The organism is Rhizobium esperanzae (assembly GCF_002204185.1).
Classification (GTDB): Bacteria; Pseudomonadota; Alphaproteobacteria; order Rhizobiales; family Rhizobiaceae; genus Rhizobium; species Rhizobium esperanzae.
Genome location: NZ_MXPU01000003.1, coordinates 200,626 through 215,213, shown reverse-complemented (window position 1 = coordinate 215,213; position 14,588 = coordinate 200,626). Strand labels below are relative to the sequence as shown.

At 61.6% G+C, this 14,588-nt stretch carries 12 protein-coding genes and 1 pseudogene; 12 read left to right on the top strand and 1 reads right to left on the bottom strand.

Annotation, left to right across the window (positions count from 1 at the left end; all coding sequences use genetic code 11):
* The first annotated feature begins 148 nt into the window (after positions 1 to 148).
* The 10 genes and pseudogenes from B5E41_RS05405 to B5E41_RS32645 form a co-directional block, all read left to right on the top strand.
* A complete protein-coding gene (locus tag B5E41_RS05405; RefSeq protein ID WP_088391681.1) occupies positions 149 to 1,075 on the top strand; it encodes a D-alanine--D-alanine ligase in 927 nt (308 codons plus the stop codon).
* Positions 1,063 to 1,995, top strand: coding sequence for a cell division protein FtsQ/DivIB (locus B5E41_RS05400; protein ID WP_088391679.1), 933 nt, complete (start codon positions 1,063 to 1,065; stop codon positions 1,993 to 1,995). Before B5E41_RS05405 ends, B5E41_RS05400 begins: the two co-directional genes overlap by 13 nt.
* The gene (gene ftsA, locus B5E41_RS05395; protein WP_064803798.1) at positions 1,992 to 3,323 is read left to right on the top strand and encodes a cell division protein FtsA; all 1,332 of its coding nucleotides are present in this window, start codon (positions 1,992 to 1,994) and stop codon (positions 3,321 to 3,323) included. The genes B5E41_RS05400 and ftsA overlap by 4 nt, the downstream gene beginning before the upstream one ends.
* 56 nt (positions 3,324 to 3,379) lie before the next feature.
* Positions 3,380 to 5,110, top strand: coding sequence for a cell division protein FtsZ (gene ftsZ, locus B5E41_RS05390; protein ID WP_088391677.1), 1,731 nt, complete (start codon positions 3,380 to 3,382; stop codon positions 5,108 to 5,110).
* Positions 5,111 to 5,375: 265 nt separating this feature from the next.
* Entirely contained in the window at positions 5,376 to 6,332 is a 957-nt protein-coding gene (gene lpxC, locus B5E41_RS05385) for a UDP-3-O-acyl-N-acetylglucosamine deacetylase (protein ID WP_064803794.1), read from the top strand.
* 268 nt (positions 6,333 to 6,600) lie between these two features.
* Positions 6,601 to 7,470: an outer membrane protein assembly factor BamD gene (locus tag B5E41_RS05380; protein WP_170965882.1), complete on the top strand. Its 870-nt coding sequence runs from the start codon at positions 6,601 to 6,603 to the stop codon at positions 7,468 to 7,470.
* Between the two features lie 5 nt (positions 7,471 to 7,475).
* Entirely contained in the window at positions 7,476 to 9,149 is a 1,674-nt protein-coding gene (gene recN / locus B5E41_RS05375; protein WP_088391675.1) for a DNA repair protein RecN, read from the top strand.
* Between the two features lie 267 nt (positions 9,150 to 9,416).
* Positions 9,417 to 9,944 carry a DUF6886 family protein gene (locus B5E41_RS05370; RefSeq protein WP_088391673.1) on the top strand — a complete coding sequence of 176 codons (528 nt, stop codon included), beginning with the start codon at positions 9,417 to 9,419 and terminating at the stop codon, positions 9,942 to 9,944.
* 110 nt (positions 9,945 to 10,054) lie between these two features.
* Positions 10,055 to 12,211: an NAD-dependent DNA ligase LigA gene (ligA, locus tag B5E41_RS05365; protein ID WP_088391671.1), complete on the top strand. Its 2,157-nt coding sequence runs from the start codon at positions 10,055 to 10,057 to the stop codon at positions 12,209 to 12,211.
* Positions 12,212 to 12,251: 40 nt separating this feature from the next.
* A pseudogene (locus B5E41_RS32645) lies at positions 12,252 to 12,472 on the top strand (type II toxin-antitoxin system HigB family toxin); the annotation flags it as partial.
* An 83-nt stretch (positions 12,473 to 12,555) separates the two neighbouring features.
* Here the strand turns inward: B5E41_RS32645 and B5E41_RS05355 are convergent.
* Positions 12,556 to 13,092: a GNAT family N-acetyltransferase gene (locus B5E41_RS05355; protein ID WP_088391669.1), complete on the bottom strand. Its 537-nt coding sequence runs from the start codon at positions 13,090 to 13,092 to the stop codon at positions 12,556 to 12,558.
* A gap of 273 nt (positions 13,093 to 13,365) precedes the next feature.
* Between B5E41_RS05355 and B5E41_RS05350 the strand changes: the two genes are divergently transcribed.
* The gene (locus tag B5E41_RS05350; RefSeq protein ID WP_088391667.1) at positions 13,366 to 13,956 is read left to right on the top strand and encodes a 3'-5' exonuclease; all 591 of its coding nucleotides are present in this window, start codon (positions 13,366 to 13,368) and stop codon (positions 13,954 to 13,956) included.
* 78 nt (positions 13,957 to 14,034) lie between these two features.
* Positions 14,035 to 14,526 (top strand): CreA family protein, encoded by a 492-nt coding sequence (locus B5E41_RS05345; RefSeq protein ID WP_088392009.1) that lies wholly within the window; start codon positions 14,035 to 14,037, stop codon positions 14,524 to 14,526.
* The last annotated feature ends 62 nt before the right edge of the window (positions 14,527 to 14,588 follow it).

Genomic DNA, 14,588 nt, shown 5'->3' with positions numbered 1-14,588 from the left:
AAGTTCCGTGCCAGGAGTTAACGAAAGTAAACACTTCATTAACCATAATGATGCTCTAATGCATGTGAGGCCTGACAAAGGCGAAACGACGCAGACAGCTTCGCGCAAGCGTCGATTTCAAAAGTGGAAGTTATTTTTGGGGGTGTTGATGAGTCGCAAGCATGTCGCTGTCCTGATGGGCGGATTTTCCTCGGAAAGGCCTGTCAGCCTTTCCTCGGGAAAGGCTTGCGCAGAGGCCCTCGAAGCCGAAGGCTTCAAGGTAACCACGATCGATGTCGCCCGCGATGTTTCCGAAAAGCTTGCCGCATTGAGGCCGGATGTTGTCTTCAATGCGCTTCATGGGCCGTTCGGTGAGGACGGAACCATCCAAGGCATCCTGGAATATCTGGAGATCCCCTACACGCATTCAGGCGTGCTTGCCTCGGCGCTGGCAATGGATAAGGACAAGGCGAAGCGTGTCGCTGCCGCCGCCGGCATCCCCGTCGCCGAATCGCAGGTCATCAACCGTTTCGCCTTTCCTTCGACACATCCGATAAAGCCGCCTTATGTGGTGAAGCCTGTGCGCGAGGGCTCGAGTTTCGGCGTCGTGATCGTCACCGAAGATCAGGCGCATCCGCCTCAGGTCGTCAGCTCGCCCGAATGGCGCTATGGCGAAGAGGTGCTGGTCGAACGCTATGTCTACGGCCGCGAGCTCACCTGCGGCGTCATGGGCGAAACTGCGCTCGGTGTCACCGAGGTGGTGCCGCAGGGACACAATTTTTATGATTACGATTCCAAGTATGCCGCGGGCGGTTCAAAACACGTCATCCCGGCGAAAATTTCACCGAATATTTACCAAAAAATACAAACATTGGCCCTAAGGGCGCATCAGGCAATCGGTTGTCGCGGCGTCAGTCGGTCCGACTTTCGTTACGACGATCGTTTCTCCGAAGACGGCGAAATCATCTGGCTGGAGGTCAATACCCAGCCAGGCATGACTCCTACCTCGCTCGTGCCCGAAATGGCCGGTCATGCCGGCTATTCCTTTGGTGAGTTTCTCCGGTGGATGGTGGAGGACGCGTCTTGTTTGCGTTGACGGTCAAGAGGATAGGGCGACCCAGCCATCATGCCGTGCTTCCGATCGTGGAAGCCGAAGAGCGGTTCGTGTTGCCGCGTCCGCTGCGCCGCGTCACTCGTTTCCTGATCAGTCTCGGCAGCGGCCGCATCTACATTCCGGCCCATACCGGGACGGTGTCGGCGCTTGCCTTCCTGGCTGCGACCGGCCTCTACGGCATGTCGCTCGGCGGTCACACCGAAGCCGTCGCGCAGGCTACGACGACGGCCGCAGGTTTTGCGATTGAGGATGTGAAAGTCTCCGGCAATTCGGAAACCTCCGAAATCGAGATCCTGCAGCTGATCGGCCTTGACGGCACGACCTCACTGGTGGCGCTCGACGTCGATGCGGCCCGCCGGAAGATCGCGCATCTTCCATGGGTCGAGAATGTCGAGGTTCGAAAGGTCTATCCGAGGACAATCGAAGTGAAGCTCAAGGAGCGTGAGGCCTATGCGATCTGGCAGCACGGGCAGGAGCTTTCGCTGATCGAGAAGAACGGCAGCGTCATTGCGCCGCTTCGCGACAACAAGTTTTCGTCGCTGCCGCTCGTCGTCGGCCGCGACGCCGAGACCGCGGCGGCTTCCCTCGGCGACGCCTTCTCGAAGTGGCCCGACGTGAAGGCCCGCGTGAAGGCTTACGTCTGGATATCAGGCCGTCGCTGGGATTTGCACATGGATAACGGCGTCATCGTCAAGCTGCCGGAAGACGGCATCGATCAGGCGCTGGCGACGCTTTCGAAGTTCGACAAGGAGCATCAGCTCCTGGAGCGGGATATCGCCGCGGTGGATCTGAGATTGCCCGACAGGACCGCGATCCAGCTGACGCCGGAAGCGGCGGTCCGCCGGCAGGCGGCTGTAACGGAGCGTACCAAGGAATTGAAGAAGGCGGGGCAGAATATATGAGCTTGTTCGGTTCATCCCATTTCGGATTGCCGCGCCTGAAGCCGCTTTCGTCGAAGCGGTCGCATGTCGTTTCGGTGCTCGACATCGGCTCGACCAAGGTCGTCTGCATGATCGGCCGGCTGACGCCGCGTGAGGAAAGCCAGATCCTGCCGGGCCGCACACACAATATCGAGATCATCGGCATCGGCCATCAGCGCTCCCGCGGCATCAAGACCGGCGTCATCGCCGATCTCGATGCGCTGGAAGGCGTCATCCGTCTTGCCGTCGATGCGGCGGAGCGTATGGCGGGGCTGACCGTCGAAAGCCTCATCGTCAACCTGACGGCCGGCCGCCTCGGCAGCGATATCTACACCGCGACGATCGATCTCGGCGGCCAGGAAGTCGAGCTTAACGACCTCAAGAAAGTGCTGTCGGCGGCCTGCCAGCAATCGCTGCGCCAGGATCGCTCGGTGCTGCATTCGCTGGCGACCGGCTTCTCGCTCGACGGCGAGCGCGGCATTCGCGATCCTCTGGCAATGTACGGCGATGCGCTCGGCGTCGACATGCATGTCGTGACCGCGGAGCGCTCGGCACTGAAGAACCTCGAGCTTAGTGTCAACCGCGCGCATCTGTCGGTCGAAGGCATTGTCGCGACGCCTTATGCATCCGGTCTTGCTGCTCTCGTCGACGACGAGGTCGAGCTCGGCTGCGCGGCGATCGACATGGGCGGCGGCACGACGACGATTTCGGTCTTTGCCGAAGGCAAGCTCGTGCATACCGATGCCGTCGGTCTCGGCGGCCATCATGTCACCACCGATCTCGCGCGCGGCCTTTCGACTCGCATCGAGGATGCAGAGCGGCTGAAGGTCGTGCATGCCTCCGCACTCTTGAACTCCTCCGACGAGCGCGAGCTGATCTCGATCCCGCCGATCGGCGAGGACGATCGCGACCAGCCGTCTCAGGTGCCGCGGGCGCTGGTTTCGCGCATCGTATCGGCCCGGATCGAGGAGACGATGGAATTGATCCGCGACCGGATCCAGCGTTCCGGCTTCAGCCCGATCGTCGGAAAACGCGTCGTGCTGACGGGGGGCGCGAGCCAACTGACCGGCCTTGCCGAGGTGGCGCGGCGCATTCTGGCCCGCAACGTCCGCATCGGCCGGCCGATGGGCGTCTCGGGCCTGCCGACGGCGGCCAAGGGCCCGGCCTTTTCGACGGCCGTCGGCCTGATGATCTATCCGCAAGTCGCGGACATGGAGACACATGCGTCACAGAGCGGTCTGCTCATGTCGCTTGGGGGAAATAACAGCCGCATCGCCCGCATGGGCCAGTGGTTGAAGGAAAGCTTCTGAAATTTGCGTAATTGGCCGGCGTGGCGATGCGGCCAGAGAGAGAAGGAACAGGTACCATGACCATCAAGCTGCAAAAGCCTGACATCACCGAGCTGAAGCCGCGCATCACCGTGTTCGGCGTCGGCGGCGGCGGCGGCAACGCCGTCAACAACATGATCACCGCAGGCCTCCAGGGCGTCGACTTCGTCGTTGCCAACACGGATGCGCAGGCGCTGACGATGACGAAGGCCGAGCGCATCATCCAGCTCGGCGCCAACGTCACCGAGGGCCTCGGCGCCGGCTCGCAGCCGGAAGTCGGCCGTGCGGCCGCCGAAGAGTGCATCGACGAGATCATCGATCACCTGAACGGCACGCATATGTGCTTCGTCACCGCCGGCATGGGCGGCGGCACCGGTACGGGTGCTGCTCCTGTCGTCGCGCAGGCCGCCCGCAACAAGGGCATCCTGACGGTCGGCGTCGTCACCAAGCCGTTCCATTTCGAAGGCGGCCGCCGCATGCGTCTGGCCGAGATGGGCATCCAGGAACTGCAGAAGTCTGTCGACACGCTGATCGTCATTCCGAACCAGAACCTCTTCCGCATCGCCAACGACAAGACGACCTTCGCCGACGCTTTCGCCATGGCCGACCAGGTTCTCTATTCGGGCGTCGCCTGCATCACCGACCTGATGGTGAAGGAAGGCCTCATCAACCTCGACTTCGCCGACGTCCGCTCGGTGATGCGCGAAATGGGCCGTGCGATGATGGGCACCGGCGAAGCCTCCGGCTCCGGCCGTGCACTGCAGGCAGCCGAAGCGGCAATCGCCAACCCGCTGCTCGATGAAACCTCGATGAAGGGCGCGCAGGGCCTGCTGATCTCCATCACCGGCGGTCGCGACCTCACCCTCTTCGAAGTCGACGAAGCTGCGACCCGCATCCGCGAAGAAGTCGATCCGGACGCCAACATCATCCTCGGCGCCACTTTCGACGAATCGCTCGAAGGCATCATCCGCGTCTCGGTCGTCGCGACCGGTATCGACCGGGCGATCAGCGAAGCCGCCGAGCGCAACTTCCAGCCGGCCGCCAGGCCCGCTATCCGTCCCTCCGCGGCTGTTGCTCCGGCAGCGGCCGCAGTTCAGCCTGCCCCGGTGATGCAGGCACCGAAGGCCGCCGATCCGATCGCGCAGACCATCCGCCAAGCCGAGGTGGAACGTGAGCTCGAAATTCCGGCCCCGCGTGCTAGCGCCCCTGTCCAGCAGCCTGCTGCGCAGCAGGAAGTCTTCCGTCCGCAGAGCAAGATCTTCGCGCCTGCACCGGAAGCTCCGGCGATCCGTCCGCAGGTGCAACAGCAGGCTCCGGCGCCGGTAATGAGCCAGCCGGTGATGAGCCAGCCCGTCCAGCAGCAGCCCATCCAGCAGCAGCCGATCCGACAGGAGCCGATTATCCGGCAGGCGGCTGAACCGGTGCGCATGCCGAAGGTCGAGGATTTCCCGCCGGTCGTCCAGGCTGAACTCGACCACCGCACGCAGCCGGCTTCGGCGCATCAGCAGGAAGAGCGCGGTCCGATGGGCCTGCTCAAGCGAATCACCAATTCGCTTGGCCGCCGCGACGATGATGCCGTTGCCGCCGACATGACCGCCGCACCGCCGGCCGCGTCACAGCAGCGCCGTCCGTTGTCGCCGGAGGCAAGCCTCTATGCGCCGCGCCGCGGCAATCTCGACGATCAGGGTCGCGCGGTTCCGCAGGCTCGCATGATGCAGGAAGACGACCAGCTGGAAATTCCGGCATTCCTGCGCCGCCAGTCGAACTGAAATATCGGGGGCTTCGGCACCGTTCATGCCCGGGATCCAGGTCCCGGGCATTGTTGTTTTTCGGTCGAGAATTCGTGAGCGATATCAATTGTGTGACTTCGTAACAAAACGAAAGAAACAGTGATTTGGATTGCAGGGCCGGCGCACGTAAATATGGCACAAGAAAACTGCGCTGGGAGTCGTCTTGACGAGACGCTTTCCGCAGAAGGAATGATAACCGCGCCGTGGCACCAACCGCTGGAGCGGAAAAATAAAGGCAGATTTTATGGCTATTGGCTTGCTGGGTTTTCAAACGACGGTATCGCGTCCCGTGACGCTCTCGGGCATCGGCGTTCATTCTGGTGCGAACGTCTCGATCACCCTGAACCCGGCCGAAGCGGACACCGGCGTCGTTTTCCAGCGTCTGCATGATAATGGCGACATCACCGAACTGAAGGCCGTCTCCTCGCAGGTCGGTAATACAGACCTCTGCACGGTGCTCGGCTTCTCACCCACGCATTCAATCGCGACGATCGAACATGTCATGGCCGCCGTCTATGCGCTCGGCCTCGACAATGTCATCATCGAGGTGCAGGGCGCAGAAATGCCGATCATGGACGGCAGCTCGCTGCCCTTCGTCGAAGCGATCGAGCAGGCCGGTCTAGTCTCGCTCGGCGTCAAGCGTCGCTATATCCGCATTACCAAGCCGGTGCGGATCGAGCATGGCGGCTCGTGGAGTGAATTCCGTCCCTATGACGGCACGCGCTTCGAAGTCGAAATCGATTTCGAATGCCCGCTGATCGGTCGGCAGAAGTGGGCCGGCGACATAAACGCCGCCGTCTTCAAGTCCGAACTTTCCCGCGCCCGCACCTTCGGCTTCATGCGTGATGTCGAGCGTCTCTGGGCATCGGGACATGCACTCGGTTCTTCGCTTGAAAATTCCGTCGTCATCTCGGACGACAATACGGTCATCAATGTCGAAGGCCTGCGATACGCCAAGGACGAGTTTGTCCGTCACAAGACGCTTGATGCCGTTGGCGACCTGTCGCTCGCCGGCGTCCAGTTCATCGGTTGCTACCGATCCTATCGTGGCGGCCACAAGATGAATGCCAATGCTTTGAAGGCGCTACTCGCCGATCCGTCTGCCTACGAGGTGGTCGAGACCTCGACGCCGCGCCAGCGCGTTGCCGCTCGTGAACTGATCGCCGTCAGCGCTTCGGAATTCGCTCCCTGGTCGGCATGACCTCCAGCATATTCTCAAGACCAGGCCGCCTCTTTCCCGGAGGCGGTTTTTTTATGTCGGCCCGAGTCTGTGGTGATAGGCGTTTTCTCGCAGTTGCTTAGCTGCCACAGGTTGGAGAGAAGAGGAAAAGCCGGCCAATCCGGCGGCGGCTGCCACAAAAATGCGTTAATGCCTTATCATTGCGTTGCTCTTGATGCACATTTGTGGCTAGAAACGCCAGCGAGGCGTGGCTGTCGTGGAGCGAGCGGCGGCAGTGGGGTTCTTTTGAATGGCTTATGCAGGATCTGAAGGTATGATGAAGACAGCGCGCGCTTTGTTCGCATCGCTTCTGGTGCTTAGCGCAGGCGCCTCGATCTCCGGCTGCCAGTCGGATCCCGATATCGACATCACCAAGCTTGGCCTCGAAACCGATCCGCCTGACGTGCTCTACACCCAGGGCCTTGCCAATATGAAGGCGGGCAACATGGCGGAAGCGGCGCGCAAGTTCGACGCGATCGATCGCGAGAACCCATTCTCCGAATGGGCGCGCAAGGCGCTTGTCATGAGCACCTTTGTCAAATACCGCCAGGGCAAGCTCGATGATGCGCTTGCCTCGGGCAATCGATACATGTCGCAATATCCGAAGTCCCAGGACGCTGCCTATGTGCAGTATCTCATCGGTCTCACCTATTCCAAACAGATCGTCGACGTGACCCAGGACCAGCGCGCCTCGGCCAAGACGATCGAGGCGATGCAGGCTGTGATCGACAATTATCCGAACTCCGAATATGTCGACGACGCCCAGGCGAAGATCCGTTACGCCCGGGATCAGCTCGCCGGCAAGGAAATGCAGATCGGCCGCTACTATATGGAGCGGAAGGAATATCTCGCCGCAATCTCGCGCTTCCGCATCGTCGTCGAGAAATATCCGAACACGAACCAGATCGAAGAGGCCTTGGCCCGTCTCGTCGAGGCTTATTACGCCATGGGTATCGTCGACGAGGCGCAGACCGCCGCAGCCGTTCTTGGTCACAACTATCCGGACAGCCAGTGGTACGCCGACTCCTACAAGCTGCTGCAGACAGGTGGTGCAGAGCCGCGTGAGAACAAGGGCTCCTGGATCGCGGCGGCAGGCAAGAAACTCCTGCTCGGTTCCTAAATCCCATGCTGGTCCAGCTTTCGATCCGCGATATCGTCCTGATCGAGCGGCTGGATCTTGCCTTCGAGACCGGCCTTTCCGTGCTGACGGGGGAGACGGGAGCGGGCAAATCCATCCTGCTCGACAGTCTGTCGCTGGCGCTCGGCGGGCGCGGTGACGGCAGTCTGGTGCGCCATGGCGAAGACAGGGGCCAAGTGACGGCAGTGTTCGATGTCGGCATGGACCACGGGGCGCGCGTGCTCCTGCGTGAAAACGGCATCGACGACGAGGGCGACCTGATCTTCCGCCGTCAGCAATCAGCCGATGGGCGCACCAAGGCCTATGTCAATGACCAGCCGGTGAGTGTGCAACTGATGCGGCAGGCCGGCCAGATGCTGGTCGAGATCCACGGCCAGCACGATGATCGCGCTCTTGTCGACACCAATGCCCACCGCAACCTGCTCGATGCCTTTGCCGGCCTTACCGATGAGGTTGCGGAGGTCTCCCGTTTGTACCGTCTTTGGCGCGACAGCGAGCGGACGCTGAAAAAGCATCGCGAGAAGGTGGAAAGTGCGGCGCGCGAGGCCGACTATCTGCGTTCCTCCGTGGCAGAGCTCGAGAAACTCTCGCCACAGGACGGCGAGGAGGACGAACTCGCCGAAAGCAGGCAGACGATGATGAAGGCGGAGCGAATCGCCGGCGACATCGCCGAAGCCTCCGAATTCCTCAACGGCAATGCCTCGCCGGTGCCGCATATCGCCTCGCTGGTGCGCAGGCTGGAGCGCAAGAGCCATGAAGCGCCCGGGCTGCTCGAAGAGACGGTGACGCTGCTCGATGCCGCGCTCGACCAGCTTTCCAACGCGCAGATGGAGGTTGAGGCAGCGCTGCGCAAGACCGAATACGATCCGAGGGAACTGGAGCGGGTGGAAGAGCGGCTTTTCGCGCTCAGAGCTGCGTCGCGCAAATATTCCGTGCCCGTCACCGAACTGCCGGCGCTGGCGGTGCGCATGATCGCCGATCTCGCCGACCTCGATGCGGGCGAGGAGCGGCTTGCGCGGCTCGAAGCGGAGGTCGGTCTGGCGCGAGAGAATTACGATTCCGCGGCGCGCTCGCTTTCCGACAAGCGCCATCAAGCCGGCACCGCGCTGGCTGCCGCCGTGATGGCCGAACTGCCGGCGCTGAAGCTCGAACGCGCTCGTTTCATGGTCGAGATCACCACGGATGCGCGGGAGGCGCTGCCCGAAGGCATCGACGTTGTCGAGTTCCATGTCCAGACCAATCCCGGCACGCGCCCCGGCTCGATCATGAAGGTCGCCTCGGGCGGCGAACTGTCGCGTTTCCTGCTGGCGCTGAAGGTGGCGCTCGCCGATCGCGGCTCGGCCCCGACCCTCGTCTTCGATGAAATCGACACCGGCGTCGGCGGCGCGGTGGCCGATGCGATCGGCCAGCGGCTGAAGCGGCTGTCCGAGCGGGTGCAGGTTCTCTCGGTCACACATGCGCCGCAGGTCGCGGCGCGGGCGGCAACGCATCTGCTGATCTCCAAGGGGCCGGCGGCCGAAGATTCAGAAAAGATCGCCACTCGCGTCGCGACGATGGCGCCCAAGGATCGCACCGAAGAGATCGCCCGCATGCTGGCCGGTGCTTCGGTAACCGAAGAGGCGAGGGCGGCGGCGAAGCGGCTGCTGGCAGGCAACGGCTGACCGCTTCGGGCCGACGATAGTGAGTCCGGTTTCGAGCTGCCGCTGTTGCGATTAGCGCTTTTGCTTTCAGCGATGAAATCTAGCGCGAATGCCGACCTCTATCTCCCTCATCTTCATGCTCGTCACACAGGGATGCAGGGTGCCCAAGCCTTGGGCGGCACGGGGAGCCCTTTTTTCAGTAAAGAGAGTCATTCACTGCGCCGCCACGGTGACAAACATTCGGCTTCGCGCTATGCGCGTCATTCCGATCAGCGGCGATCTGTTGCCATGCGCCTTTTTCATTTCAGTGATGATCCGGATATCGCAGCATTCGAGCCGCGCCCGGTTCGTATTCCCTCGGTCCGCCCGGTGGGCCTGGAATGGTTGAATGGTCCGCTCGTCTGGGCGATCGATGCCGACCACGATTTGATGTATCTCTTTCCCCGAGACTGCCCGCGCATCCTGATATGGGCAACATCCGAGACGTCCGAAGCCGAGCGCCGGCAATGGCTCGGCAACTCGCGGGCAGCGGCCTTCATCGAGCGCCGGTGGTTGGAAAGGCTCGAAGCGCAAACGATCCACCGCTATGAGATGCCGGTTGAGGACTTCGAGGATATCGGCGATGCTGGCATGTGGGTGGCCCGCGGACGCGTCGTTCCCATCGAGCGGACTTCCATCTCACGCCTCGACCAGGAGTTCGCGCCCCGCGCCGTCGATCTGCGGATGGTCGGCAGTTTGCGGCCGCTGACGAGCCTCTGGACCACCGGCCTTCATGTCAGCGGCATCCGGCTGCGCAACGCGCGGGATTGGGAATAGGGCAGTTGTCAATCTTCGTGATGCGGCATATGCAGCCTCCCTTTTCATCCGGCGATTTTGCTCTAAAAACAATGCAGATTTCCTGGCCAGATTCTCTGGAGTGATGTCCCATGTCCACCGAAGGTTCCGCCGTCGACACGTTGACGATCGAAGAGGCCGCTGTCGAGCTCGAGCGGCTGGCGAAAGAGATCGCGCATCACGATGCGCTCTATCACGGCAAGGACCAGCCGGAAATCTCGGACGCGGATTACGATGCGCTGAAGCGCCGCAATGATGCGCTGGAAGCGCGTTTTCCCGAGCTGATCCGTGAGGACAGCCCGTCTCGGCGGGTCGGTGCGGCGCCTTCGGTTACTTTCTCGCCCGTCGTTCACGCGCGGCCGATGCTGTCACTCGACAACACCTTTTCGCAGGAGGACGTGCAGGATTTCGTCGCCAGCGTCTATCGCTTCCTCGGCCGGCTGCCGGACCAGTCGATCGCCTTTACCGCCGAACCGAAGATCGACGGACTTTCGATGTCGATCCGCTACGAGAACGGCAGGCTGACGACGGCCGCCACGCGCGGCGACGGCACCACGGGCGAAAACGTCACCGCCAATATCCGGACGATCGCCGAAATACCCAACCAATTGCCGAAGGGCGTTCCCGCAGTCGTGGAAATCCGCGGCGAGGTCTATATGGCCAAGAGCGATTTCCTGGCGCTGAACCGGCAGATGGAAGCGGAGGGTAAGCAGACCTATGTCAATCCGCGCAACACGGCGGCCGGATCGCTGCGCCAACTCGACCCCAAGGTCACGGCGAGCCGCAAGCTGAAATTCTTCGCCTATGCCTGGGGCGAGATGTCGGACATGCCGGCCGACACGCAATTCGCCATGGTGCAGACCTTCAAGGACTGGGGCTTTCCGGTCAATCCGCTGATGAAGCGGCTGAATTCGGTTGCCGACATCCTGGCGCATTATGACGAGATCGGCCTCAAACGCCCGGATCTCGATTACGATATCGACGGCGTGGTCTATAAGGTCGACAGCCTGGAACTGCAGCAGCGCCTCGGCTTCCGCTCGCGTTCGCCGCGCTGGGCGACGGCGCATAAGTTCCCGGCCGAGCAGGCTTTTACCGAGATCGAGAAGATCGAGATCCAGGTCGGCCGCACCGGGGCGCTGACGCCGGTGGCGCGGCTGAAACCGATCACGGTCGGCGGCGTCGTTGTCACCAATGCGACGTTGCATAATGAGGATTACATCAAGGGCATCGGCAATAGCGGTGAGCGTATTCGGCCGGAGGAGCACGATATCCGCGAGGGCGATACGGTCATCGTCCAGCGCGCCGGCGATGTCATTCCACAGATCCTCGATGTCGTCATGGAGAAGCGCCTCGCCGAGGTGAAGCCTTATGAATTCCCAAAGATCTGCCCGGTCTGCGGTTCGCATGCCGTGCGCGAGGTGAACGAGAAAACCGGCAAGATGGATTCGGTGCGCCGCTGCACCGGCGGCTTTATCTGCCGGGCGCAGGCGACGGAGCATCTGAAGCATTTCGTTTCGCGCAACGCCTTCGATATCGAGGGGCTCGGTTCGAAGCAGATCGATTTCTTCTTTGAAAACGAGGATCCGTCGCTGCAGATCCGCACGGCGCCTGAGATTTTCACGCTGGAGAAGCGCCAGCAATCCTCGCTCACCAAGCTGGAAAATATCGACGGCTTCGGCAAGGTCAGCGTCGGCAAGCTCTATGCGGCGATCAACGAGCGGCGCAGCATCGCGCTCCATCGCTTCATCTATGCGCTCGGCATCCGCCATGTCGGTGAGACCACGGCGAAGCTGTTGGCGCGCTCCTACGGCTCCTATGAGGCTTTTGCGACCGCGATGAAGGAGGCGGCAACGCTTTCCGGCGATGCCTGGAACGATCTCAACGCCATCGAGGGCATCGGCGAGGTCGTGGCGCGCGCCATGGTCGAGTTTTATAAGGAGCCGCGCAATATCGAGGTGATCGGCCGCCTGCTCGAGGAGGTGACTCCCGCGGAGGCCGAACAGCCAGTCACTTCAGGCAGTCCCGTCGCCGGCAAGACGGTGGTCTTCACCGGTTCGCTCGAAAAATTCACCCGCGACGAGGCGAAGGCGAGGGCCGAAGGTCTCGGCGCCAAGGTGGCGGGCTCGGTGTCGAAAAAAACCGATATCGTCGTCGCCGGCCCTGGCGCCGGCTCGAAGCTCGACAAGGCCCGCGAACTCGGCGTCCAGACGATGGACGAAGACGAGTGGCTGGCGCTGATTGGCGGGTGATCGATGCTTGATTCTTCCCGTATTGGGAATATTCTCGTCCATGCAGGTGATCGCCAAGTCGACACTGCGTGCCTTTTGGGAGTTGCACCCGCAGGCTAGCGTTCCTTTTTGCGTTTGGCATGCTGTTGTCAGCAAAGCGGAATGGGCGGAACCGGCGGATATCAAAAAATGTTAGGTACCAACGTAGATTTCGTCGGTGACAACAGGGTGATTTTCGATATCGGCGGAAACAAATACCGCCTTATCGTCCACGTTGCCCATGCCGACCGGCTGTTTTCAAGCTCAACGAGGCATGGGGCGTTCCCGCCGAATGCCTCGTCAAGCCCTATTCGTCTGGCTGTTGCCTAAGCCCTCAGCCGCGCCATCGTATAGGCGTCGACATATTGGCCGGCGCGGTAGCCGAATGAGCGCAGAAGCCCTTCCTTTTCGAAGCCGAACTTCTCGTAGAGAGCGATCGCAGCCTCATTGTCGGTATAGACGGTCAGTTCGAGCCGCTTGATGTCGAGCCAGTCGTCGGCGGCATCGACCATCGCGCCAAGCAGGATGCGGCCGAAACCGCGACCGGTGAAGTCGTCATGCACGCCCATGCCGAGGCTGGCGACGTGTTGGCGACGGCCGCTAAGGCGGTTGAGGCCGCAATTGCCGACGATCTTGACATTCAGGGTGACGACGAGGTTGAGCGCGCCGGGCGAGGGGCTTTCCATTTTCTTGCGAACGTCTTCAATCCGCTGGTAGGGCGGCCGCAGGGTGCCGGCCCGGTAGCCCGGTAAGTTGATAAGATCGGTGATCTCTTCAGCATCGGAAAGACGTACGGCGCGCACGACGACGCCGTCCGGCAGGCGCGCTCGGTCGCGGGGTTCATTCTCTTTGTTTTCTGACATGAGATGCTCTCCTTCGGTTTCAGGGAGGAGAGCCGGATTTTCGAAAACCCTGCTCGCCTCGGCAGGGTTTTCGGGATGATCGGACGGCTAGTGACGCACCATCGCTCCCGCGTACCCTGGAAGGGTCGAGGCGATATGGTGGATGGTAAGGGTCACAGAGTTGATCATGCACGGAGGTTTCCCCATCCGCGTGCAGATGTCAACAGGCCGAAATTTGCCTTCGCCTTCCGCTATGATTATGCCGGTAGCGGTAGAGGATTCGGATATTTGTCTTTGACGACAATCGCCATCGATTTCGAGACGGCCAACGAGCAGCGCGGCAGCGCTTGCTCGGTCGGCCTTGCCTGGATCGAGGAGGGGCGGGTGACGCGCGTCGAGGAGCGGCTGATCCGGCCGCGCGAGATGCGGTTTTCTGGGATGAACATCGCGATCCATGGTATCCGGCCGGAGCACGTCGAGGATGCGCCGGAATTCCCCGAGGTGATGGACGAGTTCTACGATGATATCAGCGGCGCGACGATGATCGCGCACAACGCGGCCTTTGATTTTAGCGTCTGGCGGGCGAGCCTCGATCTCTACCGGCAATCCTATCCGGAACTCACCTATCTCTGCAGCCTGAAAATGGCGCAGCGGATCTGGCCGCATTTCCTCTCGCATCGGCTGAACCTGATCGCCGACCATCTTGGTCTGCATTTCATGCACCATAACGCCGCCGAGGATGCCGCGATCTGTGCGGCAGCGGCGATCGAGATGGCGAAGGCGGTCAAGGCGAAAGCCGTGGAAGCGATCCCGGCGCTGATCGGCATGACGCCTGGGCGCTTGACGGCGAAGGGCTACGCGCCCTGCACCTGCCGGAAGGGCTGAATCTGATCCTGCAGCGGCGCTTTCTTGCAAAGCCTGGGGGCATGCTTATCTAGAATGCGGATCATCCAGGGAGCCGCCATGTCCAAGCTGCGCATGTTTTTTCTCGCCGCATTTTCCTTCGTTGCCGTTTCCACGGGCGCCGCCTCGGCCGAAGTCGTCGGCAAGGTCGGGGTCGACTGGATCGGCAACGACATCATCGTCGAGGCACTCTCCGATCCCGAGGTCAAGGGTGTCACCTGCCACGTCACCTATTTCGATCGCAGCCTGATCGACCGGTTCAAGAACGGCAACTGGTTCGAGGATCCGTCCAACAATTCCATCGCCTGCCGCCAGACCGGGCCGATCGAGATCGGCAATATCGACCTCTCCAAGGACGGCAGCGAAGTGTTTCGCCAGGGGATGTCGCTGATCTGGAAGACGTTGGTTGTCAACCGCATCTACGACAAGACCAACGACACGCTGATCTATCTCGCCCATTCGCGCGAGTTGACAGATGGTTCGGCGAAGATGTCGATCTCGACCATTCCGCTCTATGGGCAGAGCGTGACTTGGAAGAATGGGAAGCCGTAGGTGGGGCTTTCATCATAAAAGACCCCGCCCCAAACCCGTCCGGGGTCGAGCCACGGGTCTCG